The 18,422-nt window shown below is 66.6% G+C and carries 14 protein-coding genes; 10 read left to right on the top strand and 4 right to left on the bottom strand.

The genetic code is table 11. The annotated features are described in order from the left end of the window. Positions 1-9: 9 nt before the first annotated feature. Positions 10-1,263, bottom strand: coding sequence for a class I SAM-dependent methyltransferase (locus Q9R31_RS02030; protein WP_311261091.1), 1,254 nt, complete (start codon positions 1,261-1,263; stop codon positions 10-12). 54 nt (positions 1,264-1,317) lie between these two features. Here Q9R31_RS02030 and Q9R31_RS02025 point away from each other — a divergent pair, with 54 nt between their 5' ends. The 3 genes from Q9R31_RS02025 (at position 1,318) to groL (ending at position 3,932) form a co-directional block, all read left to right on the top strand. Next, a complete protein-coding gene (locus Q9R31_RS02025; protein WP_311261090.1) occupies positions 1,318-1,698 on the top strand; it encodes a hypothetical protein in 381 nt (126 codons plus the stop codon). A gap of 252 nt (positions 1,699-1,950) precedes the next feature. Continuing rightward, positions 1,951-2,244 (top strand): co-chaperone GroES, encoded by a 294-nt coding sequence (groES, locus tag Q9R31_RS02020; protein ID WP_003805290.1) that lies wholly within the window; start codon positions 1,951-1,953, stop codon positions 2,242-2,244. A 77-nt stretch (positions 2,245-2,321) separates the two neighbouring features. Then, the gene (groL, locus tag Q9R31_RS02015; protein ID WP_311261089.1) at positions 2,322-3,932 is read left to right on the top strand and encodes a chaperonin GroEL; all 1,611 of its coding nucleotides are present in this window, start codon (positions 2,322-2,324) and stop codon (positions 3,930-3,932) included. Between the two features lie 99 nt (positions 3,933-4,031). On the opposite strand, the gene Q9R31_RS02010 is transcribed toward groL, so the two are convergent. Next, entirely contained in the window at positions 4,032-4,634 is a 603-nt protein-coding gene (locus Q9R31_RS02010) for a dihydrofolate reductase family protein (protein WP_311261088.1), read from the bottom strand. Between the two features lie 57 nt (positions 4,635-4,691). Between Q9R31_RS02010 and Q9R31_RS02005 the strand changes: the two genes are divergently transcribed. After that, positions 4,692-6,215, top strand: a complete 1,524-nt coding sequence (locus tag Q9R31_RS02005) for an ATP-dependent DNA ligase (protein WP_311261087.1) — start codon at positions 4,692-4,694, stop codon at positions 6,213-6,215. Between the two features lie 12 nt (positions 6,216-6,227). Here the strand turns inward: Q9R31_RS02005 and Q9R31_RS02000 are convergent, their stop codons facing one another. Further along, positions 6,228-7,199 (bottom strand): DUF389 domain-containing protein, encoded by a 972-nt coding sequence (locus Q9R31_RS02000; protein WP_311261086.1) that lies wholly within the window; start codon positions 7,197-7,199, stop codon positions 6,228-6,230. A gap of 123 nt (positions 7,200-7,322) precedes the next feature. On the opposite strand from Q9R31_RS02000, the gene Q9R31_RS01995 reads away from it, so the two are divergent. The 4 genes from Q9R31_RS01995 (at position 7,323) to Q9R31_RS01980 (ending at position 14,770) form a co-directional block, all read left to right on the top strand. After that, positions 7,323-9,395 (top strand): acyltransferase family protein, encoded by a 2,073-nt coding sequence (locus tag Q9R31_RS01995; protein WP_311261621.1) that lies wholly within the window; start codon positions 7,323-7,325, stop codon positions 9,393-9,395. Positions 9,396-9,611: 216 nt separating this feature from the next. After that, on the top strand, positions 9,612-11,123 hold the full coding sequence (gene guaB, locus Q9R31_RS01990; protein WP_311261085.1) for an IMP dehydrogenase: 1,512 nt from the start codon (positions 9,612-9,614) through the stop codon (positions 11,121-11,123). Between the two features lie 130 nt (positions 11,124-11,253). Beyond that, positions 11,254-12,783, top strand: coding sequence for a DUF222 domain-containing protein (locus Q9R31_RS01985; protein ID WP_311261084.1), 1,530 nt, complete (start codon positions 11,254-11,256; stop codon positions 12,781-12,783). Positions 12,784-12,856: 73 nt separating this feature from the next. Then, positions 12,857-14,770 carry an ABC transporter ATP-binding protein gene (locus tag Q9R31_RS01980; RefSeq protein WP_311261083.1) on the top strand — a complete coding sequence of 638 codons (1,914 nt, stop codon included), beginning with the start codon at positions 12,857-12,859 and terminating at the stop codon, positions 14,768-14,770. Here the strand turns inward: Q9R31_RS01980 and Q9R31_RS01975 are convergent. Next, a complete protein-coding gene (locus tag Q9R31_RS01975; RefSeq protein ID WP_311261082.1) occupies positions 14,767-15,372 on the bottom strand; it encodes a hypothetical protein in 606 nt (201 codons plus the stop codon). The genes Q9R31_RS01980 and Q9R31_RS01975 overlap by 4 nt on opposite strands. A 56-nt stretch (positions 15,373-15,428) precedes the next feature. On the opposite strand from Q9R31_RS01975, the gene Q9R31_RS01970 reads away from it, so the two are divergent. After that, complete coding sequence (locus Q9R31_RS01970; RefSeq protein ID WP_142031892.1) at positions 15,429-16,565, top strand: GuaB3 family IMP dehydrogenase-related protein; 1,137 nt, start codon at positions 15,429-15,431, stop codon at positions 16,563-16,565. A 107-nt stretch (positions 16,566-16,672) separates the two neighbouring features. Next, positions 16,673-18,412: a glycerol-3-phosphate dehydrogenase/oxidase gene (locus tag Q9R31_RS01965; RefSeq protein WP_311261081.1), complete on the top strand. Its 1,740-nt coding sequence runs from the start codon at positions 16,673-16,675 to the stop codon at positions 18,410-18,412. Positions 18,413-18,422 lie beyond the last annotated feature (10 nt).

The following is an 18,422-nucleotide window of genomic DNA, read 5'->3' as shown; positions in this document are numbered from 1 at the left end:
TCTGGACCCTTACGCTGCCGTAACAGGTTCCACCACGATGGCCACCCTGTCTTCGCCGATGCGCGTCAGGACCAGGGTGGCCGTCCTGCCGCCGCCCTTTTTCGCCGAACCCTTGCTGCCCGGGTTCCTGCCGCCGGGCAGGAGCTGCTTCCGCAGTTCCTCCGGCGTGACTGCCGTGCCGCGCTTCTTGATGTCCAGCACGGTGATGCCCTCCTGCTTCACCCAGGCCTTGAGTGCCTTGACGTTGTAGGGCATGACCTCCAGGACCTTGTACGCCCGGGCGAACGGGGTGTCCAGGAGTTCCGGGGCACAGATGTAGGCAATGTGTTCGTCCACCAGGTGCCCGCCCAGCTGCAGCGCCACGTCGGCCACCAGCCCGGCGCGGATCACGGCGCCGTCGGGTTCGTACAGGTGGCCCTCCACCGGCCCCACCGGCGCAGCCGGGCCGGCTCCGAAGTCGTCCGCGCTGGTCAGCTCGGCAAGTCCCTGGGAACCCAGGACCAGGGCTGCGCGGCGCACCCCCGGCCTGCGCACGGCGTTGTACCAGAGGGTCACCTCCGTGACATCCCCGCCCACTGACACCCACTGGGCTTCGCAGCCCGCCGGCACCGACTCGTGCGGCATGCCCGGGCCCATCTTCACGCCCACTGCCTTCCCCCCGGCCGCCAGCGACTCCACGAAGGACAACGGCGGCGAGAACGCCTCGGGATCCCAGATCCGCTTGGTGCCGGACGTGGAAGTGACGCGCCGCGCGGGATCCAGCCAGACGCCGTCGATCCCCTCCAGCGGGACCGATGCCGCGTCGGCGTGGACCACCGTGGCGTTGGGGAAGGGGATGAGGTTCATGGTGGCGCAGGCCGCGGTGGTTTCGTCCACTTCGACGGCGGTCACGGTGATGTCCAGGGATGCCAGGGCCATGGCGTCGGCACCAAGCCCGCAACCCAGATCTGCCACCCGGCTGATCCCGGCAGCAGCGAACCGCTGCGCGTGGTGCGCGGCGACGTTCAGGCGCGTAGCCTGCTCCAGGCCTGCCTGGGTGAAGAGCATCTGCCGGGCGAACTCGCCGAATTTCGCCTCCGCCCTGGTGCGCAGCCGGGACTGGGTCAGGACGGCGGACACAAGTCCTGCGGGGTGCCCGGCCTTCCGCAGCGCAGAATTGAGCTCGAACGAGTCCTCGTCCCGGTACGGACCCAGCGATGCCAGCAACTCCCAGCCTTCGGGGGTCAGCAGAGGTGCAATCTGGTCCTGGGGAGCGTGAGCCATGGGTTCCAGCCTAGTGGAGGAGCGCGGGGCCGGGATGCCGATACTGTTGAAACCATGGATGACAGCGCAGCCCCCGTGGAGCCCGGCGGACACCAACCCAGGGACCGCGGTATGGCAAGGTTTGCCCGTCCCGTCCTGATCGCCGCGGCCGTAGTTGCGGTGGTCTGCCTCGCCCTGCTGGTGATCATTTTCCTGCTGGACACGTTCAACGCCACCGTCTATTCGGTGGGCGGCAACGACATCCAGGACAACACCCAGGAGTCCCGGGATATCCGCGGGCTGTACGACGGCGCCCGGGCGGGAAGCACCTTCTTCCTCGTTATTGCGCTGCTTGCCGCAGCGGTGGCCGGCTGGGTGCTTTACCGCGGACGGAAGCCGGGCGGCGGCGACGCCGACGGCGGCGAAGACGTGGACTTCGACGACCTGGGCCGCTAGGGGAGCGTGCCCGGCGCCCCTCGGCCGCCGTCGTCCGAACCGGAAAAGGCGTACGCCCATGACGAAACGTTGGCACTCGCCTTGACCGAGTGCTAACCCTTACATAGAGTCTTCATTAGCACTCTCCCTAGGAGGGTGCTAATACATGAAGAGCTGCCAGCCAGGCTGCTGCCGGCACCGCGACGACGGTTTGCCAGCTACGGCGGAAAGCTTTCCAGTCCACGAATTTGCTGACGAAAAGGAGAGGTCCGAGTGTCGGTCTCTATTAAGCCTCTTGAGGATCGTATCGTTGTCCGCCCGCTCGAAGCCGAGCAGACCACGGCTTCCGGCCTGGTTATCCCGGACTCCGCGCAGGAGAAGCCGCAGGAAGGCGAAGTTGTTGCAGTAGGCCCCGGCCGCTTCGAAGATGGCAACCGCGTCCCCGTTGACGTAGCCGTTGGCGACGTCGTCATCTACTCCAAGTACGGCGGAACCGAAGTCAAGACCGGCGGCACCGAATACCTCGTGCTGTCCGCCCGCGACGTCCTGGCCATCGTCGTCAAGTAACTCTTCGGATCCCCGTGCCGCCGGCCATGCTCATGCTGGCCGGAGGTGCGGGGTTCTGTCTTTGAAAGGACACAACCATGGCAAAGCAGCTTGCGTTTAATGACGCTGCCCGCCGGTCCCTTGAGGCCGGCATCGATAAGCTCGCGAACACCGTCAAGGTGACGCTCGGCCCCCGCGGCCGCAACGTCGTCCTGGACAAGAAGTGGGGCGCCCCCACCATCACGAACGACGGCGTCACCATCGCCCGCGAAGTGGAGCTGGACGACCCCTACGAGAACCTTGGCGCCCAGCTGGCCAAGGAAGTAGCCACCAAGACCAACGATGTTGCCGGCGACGGCACCACCACCGCCACCGTCCTGGCCCAGGCACTGGTCAAGGAAGGCCTGCGCAACGTGGCAGCGGGCGCTGCCCCCGGCCAGATCAAGCGCGGCATTGAAGTTGCGGTTGAAGCCGTGGCTGCCCGCCTGCTGGAGAACGCCCGTCCGGTCGAAGGCACCCAGGTGGCCAACGTTGCCGCCATCTCGGCGCAGAGCGACGAAATCGGCGAGCTCCTCGCCGAGGCCTTCGGCAAGGTGGGCAAGGATGGCGTCATCACCATCGAAGAGTCCTCCACCACCCAGACCGAACTGGTCCTCACCGAGGGCATGCAGTTCGACAAGGGCTACCTGTCCCCGTACTTCGTCACTGACGCGGAACGCCAGGAAGCAGTCCTCGAGGACGCGCTCATCCTGATCAACCAGGGCAAGATCTCCTCGATCCAGGAATTCCTGCCGCTGCTGGAAAAGGCGCTTCAGGCTTCCAAGCCGCTGTTCATCATCGCCGAGGACGTCGAGGGCGAGGCCCTGTCCACGCTGATCGTCAACCGCATCCGCGGCACCCTGAACGTTGTTGCCGTCAAGGCTCCCGGCTTCGGTGACCGCCGCAAGGCCATGCTGCAGGACATCGCCACCCTCACCGGTGCGCAGGTTGTCTCCCCGGAGCTGGGCCTGAGCCTGGACACCGTTGGCCTGGAGGTGCTGGGTACTGCCCGCCGCATCACCGTCACCAAGGACAACACCACCATCGTCGACGGCGCCGGCTCGGCCGAGGACGTCGCCGCACGCGTTGCCCAGCTGCGTGCCGAGGTCACCCGCACCGACTCCGACTGGGACCGCGAAAAGCTCCAGGAGCGGCTGGCCAAGCTGGCCGGCGGCATCGGCGTCATCAAGGTCGGTGCCGCAACCGAGGTTGAGCTGAAGGAAAAGAAGCACCGCATCGAGGATGCCGTGTCCTCCACCCGCGCTGCCCTCGAAGAAGGCATCGTGGCCGGCGGCGGCTCCGCCCTGATCCACGCCCTCAAGGCACTGGATGAGGACGCCGCCGTGAACGCCCTCGAAGGCGACGCTGCCGCCGCCGTCGGCATTGTCCGCCGCGCACTGGTGCAGCCGCTGCGCTGGATCGCCCAGAACGCAGGCTTCGACGGTTACGTGGTGACCGCCAAGGTTGCTGACCTCGAGATCAACAACGGATTCAACGCCAAGTCCGGCGAGTACGAGGACCTGATCGGCGCGGGCGTCATCGACCCCGTCAAGGTCACCCGTGCAGCCCTCCGCAACGCGGCCTCCATCGCCGCCCTGGTTCTCACCACCGAGACCCTTGTGGTGGAGAAGCCGGCTGAAGAGGACGAGCACGCAGGCCACAGCCACTAAGGGCCCAGCCCCTGTAGTCACAAAGAACCGGTCCAGCATCAGCTGGGCCGGTTTTTTGTCGCCTGCAGAAAGGAAACTGCGTTAGGGGGGCTGCCGGTATCAGCCCGCATCCATCTCGGCCGTTTCGACTCCGCCCGCCCGCTCGTAAACCAGCGACACAGCTCCCTTCGGAAAGCTGCGTACCGGCTCGGCGAGGCGGAAAGTGGCGGGCACGGTCCCGTCGTCGAACAGGCGCTTGCCCTGCCCCAGGGCGAGCGGGTAAAGCCAGAGATGAAGGCGGTCCAGCACCTCTGCTTCGAGCAATGATCGGATGAGGACCCCGCTGCCGAACATGTGCACCTGCTGGTACTCGTCACGCAGCCTGCCCGCCGCCACGGCATCCGGCAGCACGGTGGTGCCTGCCCAGTCCGGATCAGTGAGGGAGCCGGACACCACAAACTTGGGGACCCGGTTCAGCGTATCCGCAATGTCCCCGGACTGGTGCGGCCAATAGCCGGCAAAGATGTCGTAGGTCTTCCTGCCGAGGAGCAGGGCGTCCATGCGGCCGATCCCGGCGGCGATGGCCGCGCCGGCCTCGTCATCGGAGACGGGCGCCTGCCAGCCGCCAAAGGCAAAGCTGCCTTCAGGGTCTTCTTCCCGGCCGCCGGGCGCTTGGTACACGCCGTCGAGGGTGATGAACAGGTTCGCTACGATGAGTCCCACGCGCCCATTCTGGAACAGCGCCGGGGGCCTGTCCAGTGCCCGTGGCAGGATGGTGCCATGCTGCTCCTTGAGCTCGTTAAAACCGCGGAGGCCCTCACTTCCACCCGCTCCCGGCTGGCGAAGGTGGATGCGCTGGCCCAGCTGCTGGGCCGGCTTGACCCGGCAGAAATCCCGACGGCGGTGGGCTTGCTTGTTGCCAAGCCGCGCCAGGGACGCGTCGGTGTCGGCTGGAGCGCCGTGGCGGCGGCCAAGGAGGAGCCCGCCGTCGAGCCAACCCTCACCGTTGCCGGCCTCGACGCCGCCCTGGACCGGCTGCTTGCCACGGCGGGAACCGGATCGGGCGCCGGGCGGGCGACTACCCTCCGGAAGCTGATGGCGGCTGCCACCGCGCCTGAGCAGTCATTCATCGCAGGGGTCCTCCTTGGCGAGCTCCGCACCGGTGCCCTGGAGGGAGTGCTGACCGATGCTGTTGCCCGTGCTGCCGGCAAGCCCGTTGCCGCCGTGCGGCGTGCCGCGATGCTTTCCGGCGACCTGGGCGGAACAGCCCTGCTGGCCATCACGGGCACCGAAGCCGAGCTTGACGCCGTCGGCCTGATGGTCGGCCGCCCCGTGCAGCCCATGCTCGCCGCCACCGCTTCCAGCCCCGGCGCAGCCCTGGAAGCCACCGGGGAGGCGTCGGTGGAATACAAGCTCGACGGCGCCCGCATCCAGGTGCACCGGGCGGGCGAGGATGTCAGCATCTTTACCCGCAACCTCGCCGACGTCACCCACCGGCTCCCTGAAGTGGTGGAAGTAGTGCGCGGACTGCCGCTGCGGGACGTGATCCTTGACGGCGAAACCCTGGCCCTGGACGAGGAAGGCGGACCGCGGCCGTTCCAGGAAACCATGGCGCGCTTCGGTGCGGACGCTGTGCGCGAAACGGTGCTGCATCCTTGGTTCTTCGACGTGCTGCATATCGATGGCCGGGACCTGCTCGATGAGCCGCTGGCCGCGCGGATCAGTGAACTTGAGCGCATCGCGCCGAAGTACCGGATACCGGGGGAGGTCACGGGTGATCCGGCCGTTGCGGAACGGGTGTCGCAGGACGCGCTTGCCGCGGGGCACGAGGGCGTTGTGGTGAAGGCGATCGGGTCCACCTACGCTGCGGGTCGGCGCGGGTCCAACTGGGTGAAGGTCAAGCCGGTGCTCACATACGACCTGGTGGTGCTGGCCTGCGAATGGGGGTCCGGGCGCCGCACCGGGATGCTGTCCAACCTGCACCTTGGCGCCCTTGATCCTGACGGGGAGTTCGGTGAACCCGGCGGCTATGTGATGGTGGGCAAGACGTTCAAGGGCCTCACCGATGAACTGCTGCGATGGCAGACGGAGCGGTTCCAGGAGCTTGAGGTGCGGCGCACCGCCGGAACTGTCTGGGTTGAGCCGGTCACCGTCGTCGAAATCGCCATCGACGGCGTGCAGCAGTCGCCGCGCTATCCCGGCGGCATCGCCCTGAGGTTTGCCCGGGTCAAGCGCTACCGCGACGACAAAACTCCGGCCGAAGCGGACACCATCCAGACCTTGCGCGCCCTTATGCGTTCTTAGCCGGAGGCGTTCTTAGCGGTTGCGCGGCCCGCTCCGGCGCCGTTCGAGGTTCCGAGCCACCCCGTGGGGCAGGCGCCTGGAAACCACCCGGTAGAAAAACAAAACCGCGAGGGCGGCCACCACGATGCCCACGAGGTTTAGCAGCAACTGGAGGGCGGAGCCGGTCGCCTTCTGGTATTCACCCAGGACCAAGGCCACCGCAACATATCCTGCCGCGGGCACGGTGGTTACCGAGATGAAGACGCCGATCAGGGCCGCGGAGCGCCGGCCGATGATGGAGAGCATTCCAGCGATCCCTGCCAGGACGGCGACAATCAGTGAGTACGGGCCCGGGTGGTAGATGAATTCCACCGCGGACCCCTTCTCCAAAGCATCGTGCGGGAAAAGACCGAGTGGCACCGACAGCCATGCCATCAGTGCCGTGAACAGCATGGCAACCGGGAAGCCCACGCACAGTGCAACTGCCGCGCGCCTGCCAAGCCGCCACTGGCGGGTGGCAAGCGAGACGGCCAGTGCGGCCAGCGGCCCGAACTCGGGCCCGACCGCCATGGCGCCCACAATTGCAATGGGGGAGTCCGTCACGATCCCAATTCCGGCGAGCTGGGTTGCCAGCACCAGGAAAGCAAGGAAGTTCCACGTTAACCGGGAATCCTCGCCCGTTTGCCGGGTCACGTCATCCCAGATCACGGCGTCCGCGCCGTCCCCGGGTGCAGCCTGCTCTGCCCGGTCAGCATTCGTGGACAGGACGAATTCCGGGGTGTTCATGGAAATGGAGCCCACGTCCCGGATCTTCAGGATCTCCAGCTTCTCGAGCAGTTCCTCCACTGCCTCCCGGGCGATCAGGACCTCAATGACATCGCCCCGCGGAACCACTGACGCACCCGCAGCCAATGCAACTTCTGCCGCTCCCCGCTGGTCGCGGCACGTCTTCAGGGTCACGGCAGACAGCTCCCCGGGCACGCAAATCCGCAGCTGGACAACCATGCCGGCTCCCTTCAATGGTTGGGGCCAGCATAGTCCGAACAGGAGCTGTGATTGGCCGTTGCAGAACGCCTTGGCTAGGCTTGATGTTTTGGCTGGCGGGCGTTCTGAGAGGTTCTAGTGTCGATAACGGAAACCCCGAAGGCACCTGAACCGCAGTCCAGTGCCGCGAACAGGAAACGAAAACCCACTTTCCGCCCCGAGGTCCAGGGGCTCCGGGCCCTTGCCGTCCTGATGGTGGTGGCCTACCACGTCTGGTTGGGCCGCGTGTCCGGGGGAGTGGATATCTTCCTGCTGATTTCGGCTTTCCTGCTCACCCTGTCCTTCGTCCGCAAGGCAGAATCCGGCCACCCCTTCCGGCTGATGGCGCACTGGCTGCACCTTTTCAAGCGCCTGCTGCCCGCCGCCGTCGTGGTGATCCTCGGAGTCCTGGCAGGCACCTGGCTGATCCTGCCGCAGGGCCGCTGGCCGCTGGTGCTGGACCAGGCATGGGCATCGCTCCTTTACCGGCAGAACTGGCTCCTGGCTGACACCGCCGTGGACTACTACGCGCAGGACCATGCCGGTGCCAGCCCGCTGCAGCATTTCTGGTCCCTGTCCATCCAGGGTCAGGTCTTCATCCTGTGGCCGATCATCTTCGCCTCCACCGCTGCCGTGCTGAACCGGCTCCGCCGGGTTCCCCGCCTCCAGGGGCTGACCTACAGCGGGCTGCTGGCCGTGGTATTTGGCGCAGTGCTGGTGGTGTCGCTGGCCTACTCCGTTGACCAGACGGCCCTCAACCAGGCCTACGCATATTTTGATACCTGCGCCCGGCTCTGGGAGTTTGCGCTGGGATCACTGCTGGCACTGGTGCTGCCCTACCTCAAACCCGGCCGCGTGCTGCGGGTCGCTTTGGGCTGGGCGGGACTGGCAGCCATGGTGTCCTGCGGGCTGGTCCTGACCGTCGACCGGTCGTTCCCCGGCTACGTGGCGCTGTGGCCGACGGTGGCCGCGGCGGCGATCATCGTGGCAGGGCGGACCGGCAGCCGCTTCGGCGTCGACCGGCTCCTCAGCAGCCGGCCCGCCGTCGCCCTGGGTGACAACTCCTACGCGCTGTACCTCTGGCACTGGCCCGTCCTGGTGCTGGCGCTCGCGGCCACCGGCGTTGAGGCGCCCAACCTCAAGCAGGGACTCGCCATCGTCGGCGCCTCAATCGTCCTTGCTGTCCTGACCACCCGCTTCGTCGAAAAACCCTTGCGCGACTGGCACTGGCCCAAGCTCCGCGCCTGGCGGACGGCCGTCGTCATTGTTGCCTGCGGCGCCATGCTGGCCGGTCCCGTCGCCGTCTGGCAGACGTCGCTCACCGCGGAGGAAAGCGCGACGGCGGCACAGCCCCGTGAGCTCACGCCCGGCGCCCTGGCACTTGCGCCGGAGAACGAAAACAGTCCTGCGCCCAGGGCCCGGACCATTCCCGGGCCTACCGCCCTGGACAATGACTGGGCCGGGATCGACTCGCCCTGCGCCGGTGCCAACGCCACCAGCGACCCACTCCTGGAGGGGTGCCGGCAGGAGCTCCCGGAGGAACAGTCAACCAAGCGCATCGTGGTGCTGGGCGACTCCCATGCCCAGCAGTACCTGGCCGCGCTGGCTCCCGTGGCAGCCGCGCGCGGCTGGGAACTGGTGACCCTGCTGATGCCCGCGTGCCGGTTCGGTGCCGAGTCGGAGACCAGGAAAGCCGAGTGCAACGCCTACAACAAGGCCAGCTCCGCCTACGTCCTGGAACACCGCCCGGATGCGGTGTTCACCGTGGCGTCGCTGACCCATGAGGATGCCCCGTTCGAAACCGAAGTGCCTGGATACCTTGAGGGCGTGAAGCCGTTCGCTGACGCGGGAATCGAGATCGTGGGCATCCGCGACAACCCAAGATTCACTTTCAACATGCCCCAGTGCGCGCAACGGAACGGTGCCGGGTCGCCCGCTTGCAACCCCTCGCTCGCCGAGTCCCTGGTGGAGCCGTCGCCCTTGGAGAATTACCGCGGCAGGCTGCCCGGGCTGCACCTGATGGACCTGAGCGACTTCATCTGTGCCCGGGGTGTCTGCCCTGCAGTAGTTGGGAACGTGTACGTCTACAAGGACGACAACCACCTGACCAGGACCTATGTGGAGACCATGATTCCCATGTTCGAGCAGCGGCTGCTGGCCGCAACGGGCTGGAGCTGAGCGCTTCTTTCGGGTGCGGTTGCTCACATTGGCGGCGTGGAATAGGGGGATCGTCGCCAAGGTTCTAATATTTACTCAACACTTTCTGCCCCCGGAGCGCCGTTCTTGCATGGTACTCCCGCAGGATCGTCTGCACAGGCCAGTTCCGTAATAACGGGCTGGTCATCGGCTGCAACCCCTACCCGTGACCCAGCAACCAAGGTAAGAGGCGCACTCATGACCGAGCCCCAACACGACCCCTTTGGCTTTATCGGCCTGACCTACGACGACGTCCTGCTCCTGCCGGGCCACACCAACGTCATCCCGTCCGAGGCAGACACCTCTTCGCGGATCTCCAAGCGGATCACGGTGCAGACCCCGCTGCTCTCCGCCGCCATGGACACCGTCACCGAATCCCGCATGGCCATCGCCATGGCCCGCCAGGGCGGCCTGGGCGTGGTGCACCGCAACCTGTCCATCGCCGACCAGGCGGACCAGGTGGACCGGGTCAAGCGGAGCGAGTCGGGGATGATCACGAACCCGCTGACCATCCGCCCCGAAGCCACGCTGCGCGAACTGGACGATCTCTGCGCCCACTACCGCGTCTCCGGCCTGCCCGTGGTGGACGAGGACAACCGCCTGCTGGGCATCGTCACCAACCGCGACACCCGCTTCGTACCCGAATCCGACTTCCCGCTGCGGCTTGTCAGCGACGTCATGACCAAGATGCCCCTGGTCACGGGGCACGTGGGAATCAGCCGTGAGGAAGCATCCCACAAGCTGGCAACCAACAAGATCGAAAAGCTCCCGCTGGTGGACGACCAGGGCCGGCTCAAGGGCCTGATCACCACCAAGGACTTCACCAAGGCCGAGCAGTACCCGCTGGCCACCAAGGACGACGAAGGCCGGCTCCGCGTGGGTGCCGCCATCGGCTTCTTCGGCGACGGCTGGGAGCGGGCCATGGCACTGGTGGACGCCGGCGTCGACGCCCTCTTCGTGGACACCGCCAACGGCCACTCGCAGGGCGTGCTGGACATGATCCGCAGGCTGAAGTCCGACCCCGTTGCCGCGCACGTGGACATCATCGGCGGCCAGGCTGCCACCCGCGAGGGCGCCCAGGCACTGATCGACGCCGGTGCCGACGGCATCAAGGTGGGCGTGGGTCCTGGGTCCATCTGCACCACCCGCGTCGTGGCCGGCGTGGGCGTCCCGCAGATCACCGCCATCTACGAATCCGCCAAGGCAGCCGTCCCTGCCGGGGTTCCCCTCATTGCCGACGGCGGCCTGCAGTACTCGGGCGACATCGGCAAGGCGCTGGTGGCCGGAGCAGACACCGTCATGCTGGGCTCGCTCCTGGCCGGTTGCGACGAGTCCCCGGGCGAGCTCATCTTCGTCAACGGCAAGCAGTTCAAGTCCTACCGCGGCATGGGCTCCCTGGGCGCCATGCAGTCGCGCGGCAAGAACACGTCCTACTCGAAGGACCGCTACTTCCAGGCCGACGTGTCCGGCGACGACAAGCTGATCCCCGAAGGCATCGAAGGCCGCGTGGCTTACCGCGGGCCGCTGTCCTCCGTTGCGTACCAGCTGGTTGGCGGCCTGCGCCAGACCATGTTCTACACGGGCGCGCCGACGATTCCCGAGCTGAAGGCCCGCGGGAAGTTTGTCCGAATCACTTCTGCAGGGCTGAAGGAATCGCACCCGCACGACATCCAGATGACCGTCGAGGCACCGAACTACGGTTCCCGCTAGGTTGCGGGCGGCTCAAGGCCGCTGACAAAGCATGGACACGAGGAGGCAGGGGTGACCCTGCCTCCTCTTGTTTGCCCTTTATGAGGGCGCCGCACCTTTGATTGTCAGACCCCCGTTGGATGATGTTCGTATGGGAATCGGCGCAGGTGGTGGGGTGGCTTTGGAGGGTGTTCATGCCTCTGTTGCTGCCCTTGATGCGCTGGACCGTGAGGACGGTCTCCTGGCTGCCGGGGCCGGCGTTGGTGTTGGTGTTGGTGCTGATGTGGATGTGTTGCAGCGGCGGTTTGAGCTCCGGCTGACCCGGCTGGAGGTGGTGAAGCGGCTGGAGGCGCAGCTCGCCGCGGTCAAGGCCCGCGATGTCGCCGAGGCCGTTGAGATCCAGCACGCGATGCTTGCTCCGGACGCGCCGGTGCATGAGCGCACCTTCGCGGAGATATCAGCCGTGGAGGAGATCGCCGGGGTCCTGACCATCAGTTCCGGTGCTGCCGGGGCGTTCATGGAGCAGTCCCGGCGGGTGTGTTCGCTGCCGCCTGTCCTGGACGCTTTGGCCGCCGGGGCCTTGTCCTGGCAGCACGCCAGGATTGTTGCCGACGAGACCGAAGGCCTGTCCCCGGACGGTGCCGCCGCGCTGGTGGCGCACTTCTTCGACCCTGACGCGCCCAACCCCGCCCGCGGCGCAGCCCCCGGTGAGCTCGTGCCGTCCCGGTTCCGGGCCAAGGTTCGCGCCTGGCGGGAACGCCACTACCCCGAAACCCTGGAGAAACGCCACGCCAAGGGCGTCGCGGACCGGCGGATGGAATACACCCCGGACCGCGACGGCATGGCCTGGATCTCCCTCTGTCTCCCCGGGCACACCGCTTCGGCGATTTGGAACCGCACCACCGCCACCGCCCGCGGCCTTCAAGGTCCCGACGAGCCCCGCACCCTCAGCCAACTCCGCCCCGACATCGCAGCATCACTCCTCCTCGGCGCAGGCAATACCACCGAGGCAGGCAGAGTCCCCACCCCGCGTGCCGATGTGCTGGTGATGGTGCCGGTGTTCTCCGTCCTCGGCCAGACGGACGAACCCGCGGTGTTGGACGGTTTGGGCCCGATCCCGGCATCGATGGCCCGCAAACTCGTCGCGGACGGGGCGGAGTCGTTCTACCGGGTCCTGGTCGACCCCCGCGACGGGGCCCCGCTCGAGATCGGCCGCACCCGCTACCGGCTGCCCGAGACCATCAAGCAATGGATCCGGATGCGGGACGGCAAATGCACCTTCCCCGGCTGCAGCAACCACACCTCCGACAACGAAACCGACCACCTCACCGCCTGGGACCACGGCGGCACCACAGGCGCCGGCAACCTCGGACAACTCTGCCCCAAACACCACCGGCTCAAACACGCACGCCCATGGATCCCCTATGGCGCATCGCAAAACGGACCGCCCGGCTGGACCTCACCCTCCGGCCGGCACTACAAACCCGAATACCCAAACCCCGAACCAACCCACTGGCCACAATGGCTGATGTCCACGTCCAGTCTGTGCGTCGACGCCCGCCCCGAAGACCTCCCACCGTGGGAACCGGACGATGACCAACTCATAGACCTCAACGACCTGTCACCGGAGGACCCCGTCTGGGCGGATTTCTTCGCGAAGCCGTTCGTGCTGTCGGTATAACCTGTGCCTCCCGTCCGTCGGCGGATCGTTCGGCGCTGCCCTTTCAGACGCAAGCCAGCACTAGGCTGATTCCATGCCCCCACCACGCCATCCGGCGGAGCTGACCCCCAAGCGCGATCCGCAGCGGCGCCTTGCCCTTCGTCCCTATGCCCGCGCCGTAGCCCAAGTGCTGCGGGTCAGCTTCCGCGCCTCGCCGGGCGCCGTGGTCATGAAAGTGCTCGGCTCGCTGATCTCGGCGGTGCTTCCCCTGGTGACCACCTACTTCGCAGCGCTCACCACCACGGCGCTGGCAGCGGCTTACAGCGGCGATGCCGGTGCAGGCCAGCTCGCCATTGTCTACGTCATCATTACCGCAGCACTCGGCCTGTTCTGGGGCGCTTTCAACAGCATCGACCGGTACATCCAGCAGCTGATGAGCTTCAAGGTGGGTGCCATCGTGGGCGACCAAATGTACGAGCGCTTCCTGGCCCTCGAATTCTGGCGTTACGACGACAAGGAAACCGTGGACCTCTACGACCGCGCCAAGAGATTCTCCGATTCCTACGCCCGGGTCCTGGATCGAATCGCCGCCATCTTCACACAGCTGGTCTCGGTCATCCTGGCCATCGGCGCCCTGTTATTGGTCAGCTGGTGGATCGCCGTCATCGTCCTCGTCGCGATCGTGCCCAGTGTGTACCTGCAGTTCAAGCTCTCCAGGGAGCAAATTGCGCACTGGAACACCCAGGTGGACTCACGCCGCCAACGCCGCATGATCGAAACCAACCTGCTCCGCCCGCAGCATATTGCTGAGATGCGGCTCTACGGCATTGTCGGTTTCCTTATGGACCTCCGCGCCCGGCTCCGGGACGCGGACGAACGGCGACGCCTCGACTACCAGCGGCGCTACATCCCCAAGCAACTGGCTGCGGACGCGCTCCAGTACGGCGCGCAGGTGGTCTCGCTGATCTGGGTAGTGGGGCAGATCATCGCCCGCGCCCAGCCCGTCGGCCAGTTCCTGTACGTACAGCAGATCGTCAGCCGTGCCTTGTCCACCGCAAACAATCTGGTGTCCTCCTTGAGCTCCATCGACGAAGACCTCGCCAACCTCAAGGACTACGAGTTGTTCATGGCGATGCCGGTGCACTCCGAACACGCGCCGCCGTTGCTCCAGGCGCCGAAGGAAGTCGAACTGAAGGACATCCGCTTCACCTACACCGGCAGCGACATCGAGGTGATCCGGGGCATCAGCATGACCATCCGCCAAGGCCAGCACATCGCCATCGTGGGGGAGAACGGTGCCGGCAAGTCCACGCTGATCCGCATCCTCGCCGGGCTCTACCGTCCGGACTCCGGCCAGGTGCTGCTCGACGGCGTGGACCTGGCCGCCGTCGACGTCACCTCCTGGCACCGTCATCTGGCGGTGCTGAGCCAGGAGTTCCTCAAGTATGAGTTCGCCACGGCAGCCGAAAACATTTACTTCGGCGATGTGGAAAGCCCGCGTGACGATTCACGGATCAGGCGCGCGGCCGCCGACGCCGAGGCCCTCGACTTCATTAACAGACTGCCCAACGGCCTGGACAACCACGTCAGCAACTGGATGGAGGATCCCCGCGGGCGGAAGGGCAGCGGCCTTTCCGGCGGCCAGTGGCAGCGCCTGGCAATGGCACGGAACTTTTACCGGGACGCGTCCTTCATGGTGATGGACGAACCGACGTCGGCCATCGATGCCCTTGCCGAGCACCGCATCTTCACCCGGCTTTTCGCGGACCGCAGCAGTACCATCATCGCCATCAGCCACCGTCTCGCCACCATTGAGAAGGCCGACATCGTATACATGCTGGAGGACGGAGAGATTGTTGAGCAGGGCACGCACAAAGAGCTGGTGGCGTTGCGCGGCCGGTACTTCAGGATGTTCGAATCCCAGCTGACAGTCCCCATCATCCCCCTAACCTCGCAAGCTCGGCCAGGGAACCCTGCTGACGTGGGCCCCGCAGTCGGAGGACTCTAAGCCCCCACCACAGTGGTGCGTACCCGCGCCACGCCCGGCCGGGGCGGGACGCTGCTGAAGCCGAAGGTCACTGCCGGGCGAATGGCGGCCAGCGCCCCGGCATCTGCGCCCTCCCATGAAACGACGGCGGAGGTCACATGGTGCAGATCGGTCACACCGTAGTACTCGACCCTGCCGCTGCCCGCCGAGCCGTAGGTGCGGGCGCCGGGAGCTGCCAGGGAAGCCAGCGGACTGACCGCGGACAGCCACCGCGGATGGACTGAAAGGCGCCGGGGCACTGCCCGCAGCGCCGAACCGAGGTAGGTCCTCGCTCCGGTGACTGCCCGGATCGCCAGCGGGCCGGCGTCGACCGCCAAGGTGCCTTCCGCCAGTTCCGCACTGACATCCACCACCTGCACCTCATCAAAGCTGTACGTCGACGCGATGAACTCTGCCACCCCGGGGGACGGCGCCAGCAGCAGCCGGTGCCCTGAGGGCTGCTGCAGCATGACGTCCGAGAAGGCCCCGAAAGGGGACTCCTGCCACATGCCAACCACCGCACGCAGTCCGGAGGCGGTGCCAATGCCGGCGATGTGCCCATCGAAGATCCAGCGTCTGCCCATCAAGCCACTGTAGCCACCGTCCGGGACCTGCGGGGCCGCTGGGATAACCTAGAGCAGTGACTTATGAGATCGAGATCGGCCGTGGCAAGCGTGGGCGTCGTGCCTACTCCCTGGATGACATTGCAATCGTCCCCAACCGTCGCACCCGCGACCCCAAGGACGTCTCCGTCTCCTGGCAGATCGACGCGTACCAGTTCGACATGCCGGTCATCGCCGCCCCGATGGACTCCGCCATGTCCCCGGCGACCGCCATCACCCTGGGCAAGCTCGGCGGCCTGGGTGTCCTGGACCTTGAAGGACTCTGGACCCGCTACGAGGACCCGCAGGCCATCCTCGACGAGATCGCGGCGCTCCAGGACGAGACCAACAGCCCCGCCGTCACCGGCCGTATGCAGGAGCTGTACAAGGCCCCCATCCAGCCCGAGCTCATCACGTCCCGCCTGGCCGAGATCCGTGAGGCCGGTGTCACCGTTGCCGGTTCCCTGACCCCGCAGCGCACCCAGGAGCACTACAAGACCGTGGTGGCTGCCGGCGTCGACATCTTTGTCATCCGTGGCACCACCGTGTCCGCCGAGCACGTCTCCAAGGACCACGAACCGCTGAACCTCAAGCAGTTCATTTACGAACTCGATGTCCCCGTTATCGTCGGCGGCGCCGCGGGCTACACCCCGGCGCTGCACCTGATGCGCACCGGCGCGGCAGGCGTCCTGGTCGGCTTCGGCGGCGGCGCAACCACCACCACGCGCCGCGCCCTGGGCATCCACTCGCCCATGGCCTCCGCCATTTCCGACGTCGCTGCCGCCCGCCGGGATTACATGGATGAGTCCGGCGGGCGTTACGTGCACGTCATTGCCGACGGCGGCATGGGCACCTCGGGTGACATCGTCAAGGCAATCGCCATGGGCGCCGACGCCGTCATGCTGGGCAGCGCGCTTGCCCGCGCCGAAGAGGCGCCGGGCAAGGGCTGGCACTGGGGCCAAGAGGCACACCACCTGGAACTGCCGCGCGGTGACCGCGCCAACGTCGGCACCGTGGGCCCGCTGGAGGAGGTCCTCTTCGGACCCGGCCACCACACCAACGGCACGTCCAACCTCATTGGCGCGCTGCGGCGCTCCATGGCGACCACCGGTTATTCGGACCTGAAGGAATTCCAGCGGGTCGACGTCGTCGTATCGCCTTACGCAGGCAACTGAGCAACTGACACGGAGGGCAGGGCGGGGCACTTCCCGCCCTGCCCAAAGCACGCCGCCAGCAAGTAGTGTGGGTTTACTACCGGCACTAGCGGCACTGGAGGCGTTCAATGAAGAGTGTTCCTGCAAACGGCGGGGCCCTTGGCCCCGAAGCCAGGGAAGCATCCATCCAGCGGTTGCGCGCCACTACCGAGCCCGGCCAGGAACTGGACATCCTGATCGTCGGCGGCGGCATCGTAGGTGCGGGAGCCGCGCTGGATGCAGTCACCCGGGGGTTGAGCGTTGGCATCGTGGAGGCCAGCGACTGGGCTGCCGGCACATCGTCACGGTCTTCGAAACTCATCCACGGCGGCCTGCGCTACCTGGAGATGCTCGACTTCGCCCTGGTCAAGGAGGCCCTGCAGGAACGGGGGCTGCTGCTCTCGGAAATCGCCCCGCACCTGGCCCGGCCGGTGCCCTTCCTGTATCCCCTCACCAAGCCGTTCATCGAGCGGCCCTACGTCGGCGCCGGCATCGCGCTGTATGACCTCATGTCCATCTCCAGCGGCCACAGCCGGGGCGTGCCGTTCCACAAACACCTGAGCAAGCGCGGCACCCTGCGCGCCGCCCCCAGCCTGAAAAACGATGCTTTCGTGGGCTCCATCCGGTACTACGACGGCCAGGTGGATGACGCGAAATACGTGGCAAACCTGGTCCGCACCGCCGCCTACTACGGGGCCTATGCAGTGAACCAGATGGCCGTGGTGGACTTCCTGCGCGAAGGTGAGCGGGTGGTCGGAGCCAAGGTAGAAAACCGCGAGGACGGGACGCAATTCAGCATCCGCGCCAAGCAGGTCATCAACGCCACCGGAGTCTGGACCGACGAAACCCAGGCCATGGTGACCGACCGGGGCCAGTTGAAGGTCCGCGCCTCCAAGGGCATCCACCTGGTGGTTCCCCGCGACCGCTTCCAGTCCACCGTGGGCCTGATTCTGCGCACGGAGAAGTCGGTGCTCTTCGTCATTCCCTGGGGACGGCACTGGATCATCGGCACCACCGACACGGACTGGCATCTGGACAAGGCCCACCCAGCAGCTTCGAGCAAGGACATCGACTACGTGCTGGAACACGTCAACCAGGTACTGAAACGTCCGTTGACCAGGGAGGACGTGGAAGGAGTCTACGCAGGGCTCAGGCCGCTGCTGGCCGGCGAAAACGACTCCACGGCCAAGTTGTCCCGTGAGCACGTGGTGGCGCACCCGGTCCCCGGACTGGTAGTGGTGGCGGGCGGCAAATGGACCACCTACCGGGTGATGGCCAAGGACGCGGTGGACGAGGCCACGCGCACCATGGACGAACGGGTCCCGCCGAGCTGCACGGAAACCATCCCGCTGCTGGGCGCCAGCGGCTTCCGTGCGGCCTGGAACCGCCGGAACCGCACCGCAGAGGAATCCGGGGTCCACGTGGCACGGATCGAGCATCTGCTCAACCGGTACGGATCGATGACCCCGGAAGTGCTGGCCATCATCGAGGAGAACCCGGAGCTGGCCGAGCCCATCCCGGGAGCAGACGACTATCTGCAGGCCGAGGCCGTCTACGCCGCCACCCATGAGGGGGCCCGCCACGTGCAGGACGTCCTGACCCGGCGGACGCGCATTTCCATCGAGGCCTGGGACCGCGGCGTGTCTGCTGCCCCCGTTGTCGCTAAACTGATGGGTGACGTCCTTGGCTGGAGTGACGCGCAGCGTGAAAACGAGGTCCGCCACTACATTGCCCGCGTGGAAGCCGAGCGCCTCAGCCAGCAACAGCCGGACGACGAATCCGCAGACGCCGCCCGCCTGGGCGCGGAAGATATCGTGCCCTTGCGCTGAGGGGCCGTTC

The organism is Pseudarthrobacter sp. BRE9 (assembly GCF_031844305.1).
Lineage (GTDB): Bacteria > Actinomycetota > Actinomycetes > Actinomycetales > Micrococcaceae > Arthrobacter.
Note: the sequence above shows the minus strand (reverse complement) of the source record. Positions and strands in the feature narration are given on the sequence as shown.

Bases quoted from the DNA above. Each gene is read 5' to 3' on its own strand.
- Q9R31_RS02030 (WP_311261091.1), bottom strand. From the start codon at position 1,263: ATGGCTCACGCTCCCCAGGACCAGATTGCACCTCTGCTGACCCCCGAA.
- Q9R31_RS02025 (WP_311261090.1), top strand. From the start codon at position 1,318: ATGGATGACAGCGCAGCCCCCGTGGAGCCCGGCGGACACCAACCCAGG.
- groL (WP_311261089.1), top strand. From the start codon at position 2,322: ATGGCAAAGCAGCTTGCGTTTAATGACGCTGCCCGCCGGTCCCTTGAG.
- Q9R31_RS02005 (WP_311261087.1), top strand. From the start codon at position 4,692: ATGCTGCTCCTTGAGCTCGTTAAAACCGCGGAGGCCCTCACTTCCACC.
- Q9R31_RS02000 (WP_311261086.1), bottom strand. From the start codon at position 7,199: ATGGTTGTCCAGCTGCGGATTTGCGTGCCCGGGGAGCTGTCTGCCGTG.
- guaB (WP_311261085.1), top strand. From the start codon at position 9,612: ATGACCGAGCCCCAACACGACCCCTTTGGCTTTATCGGCCTGACCTAC.
- Q9R31_RS01985 (WP_311261084.1), top strand. From the start codon at position 11,254: ATGGGAATCGGCGCAGGTGGTGGGGTGGCTTTGGAGGGTGTTCATGCC.
- Q9R31_RS01980 (WP_311261083.1), top strand. From the start codon at position 12,857: ATGCCCCCACCACGCCATCCGGCGGAGCTGACCCCCAAGCGCGATCCG.
- Q9R31_RS01975 (WP_311261082.1), bottom strand. From the start codon at position 15,372: ATGGGCAGACGCTGGATCTTCGATGGGCACATCGCCGGCATTGGCACC.
- Q9R31_RS01965 (WP_311261081.1), top strand. From the start codon at position 16,673: ATGAAGAGTGTTCCTGCAAACGGCGGGGCCCTTGGCCCCGAAGCCAGG.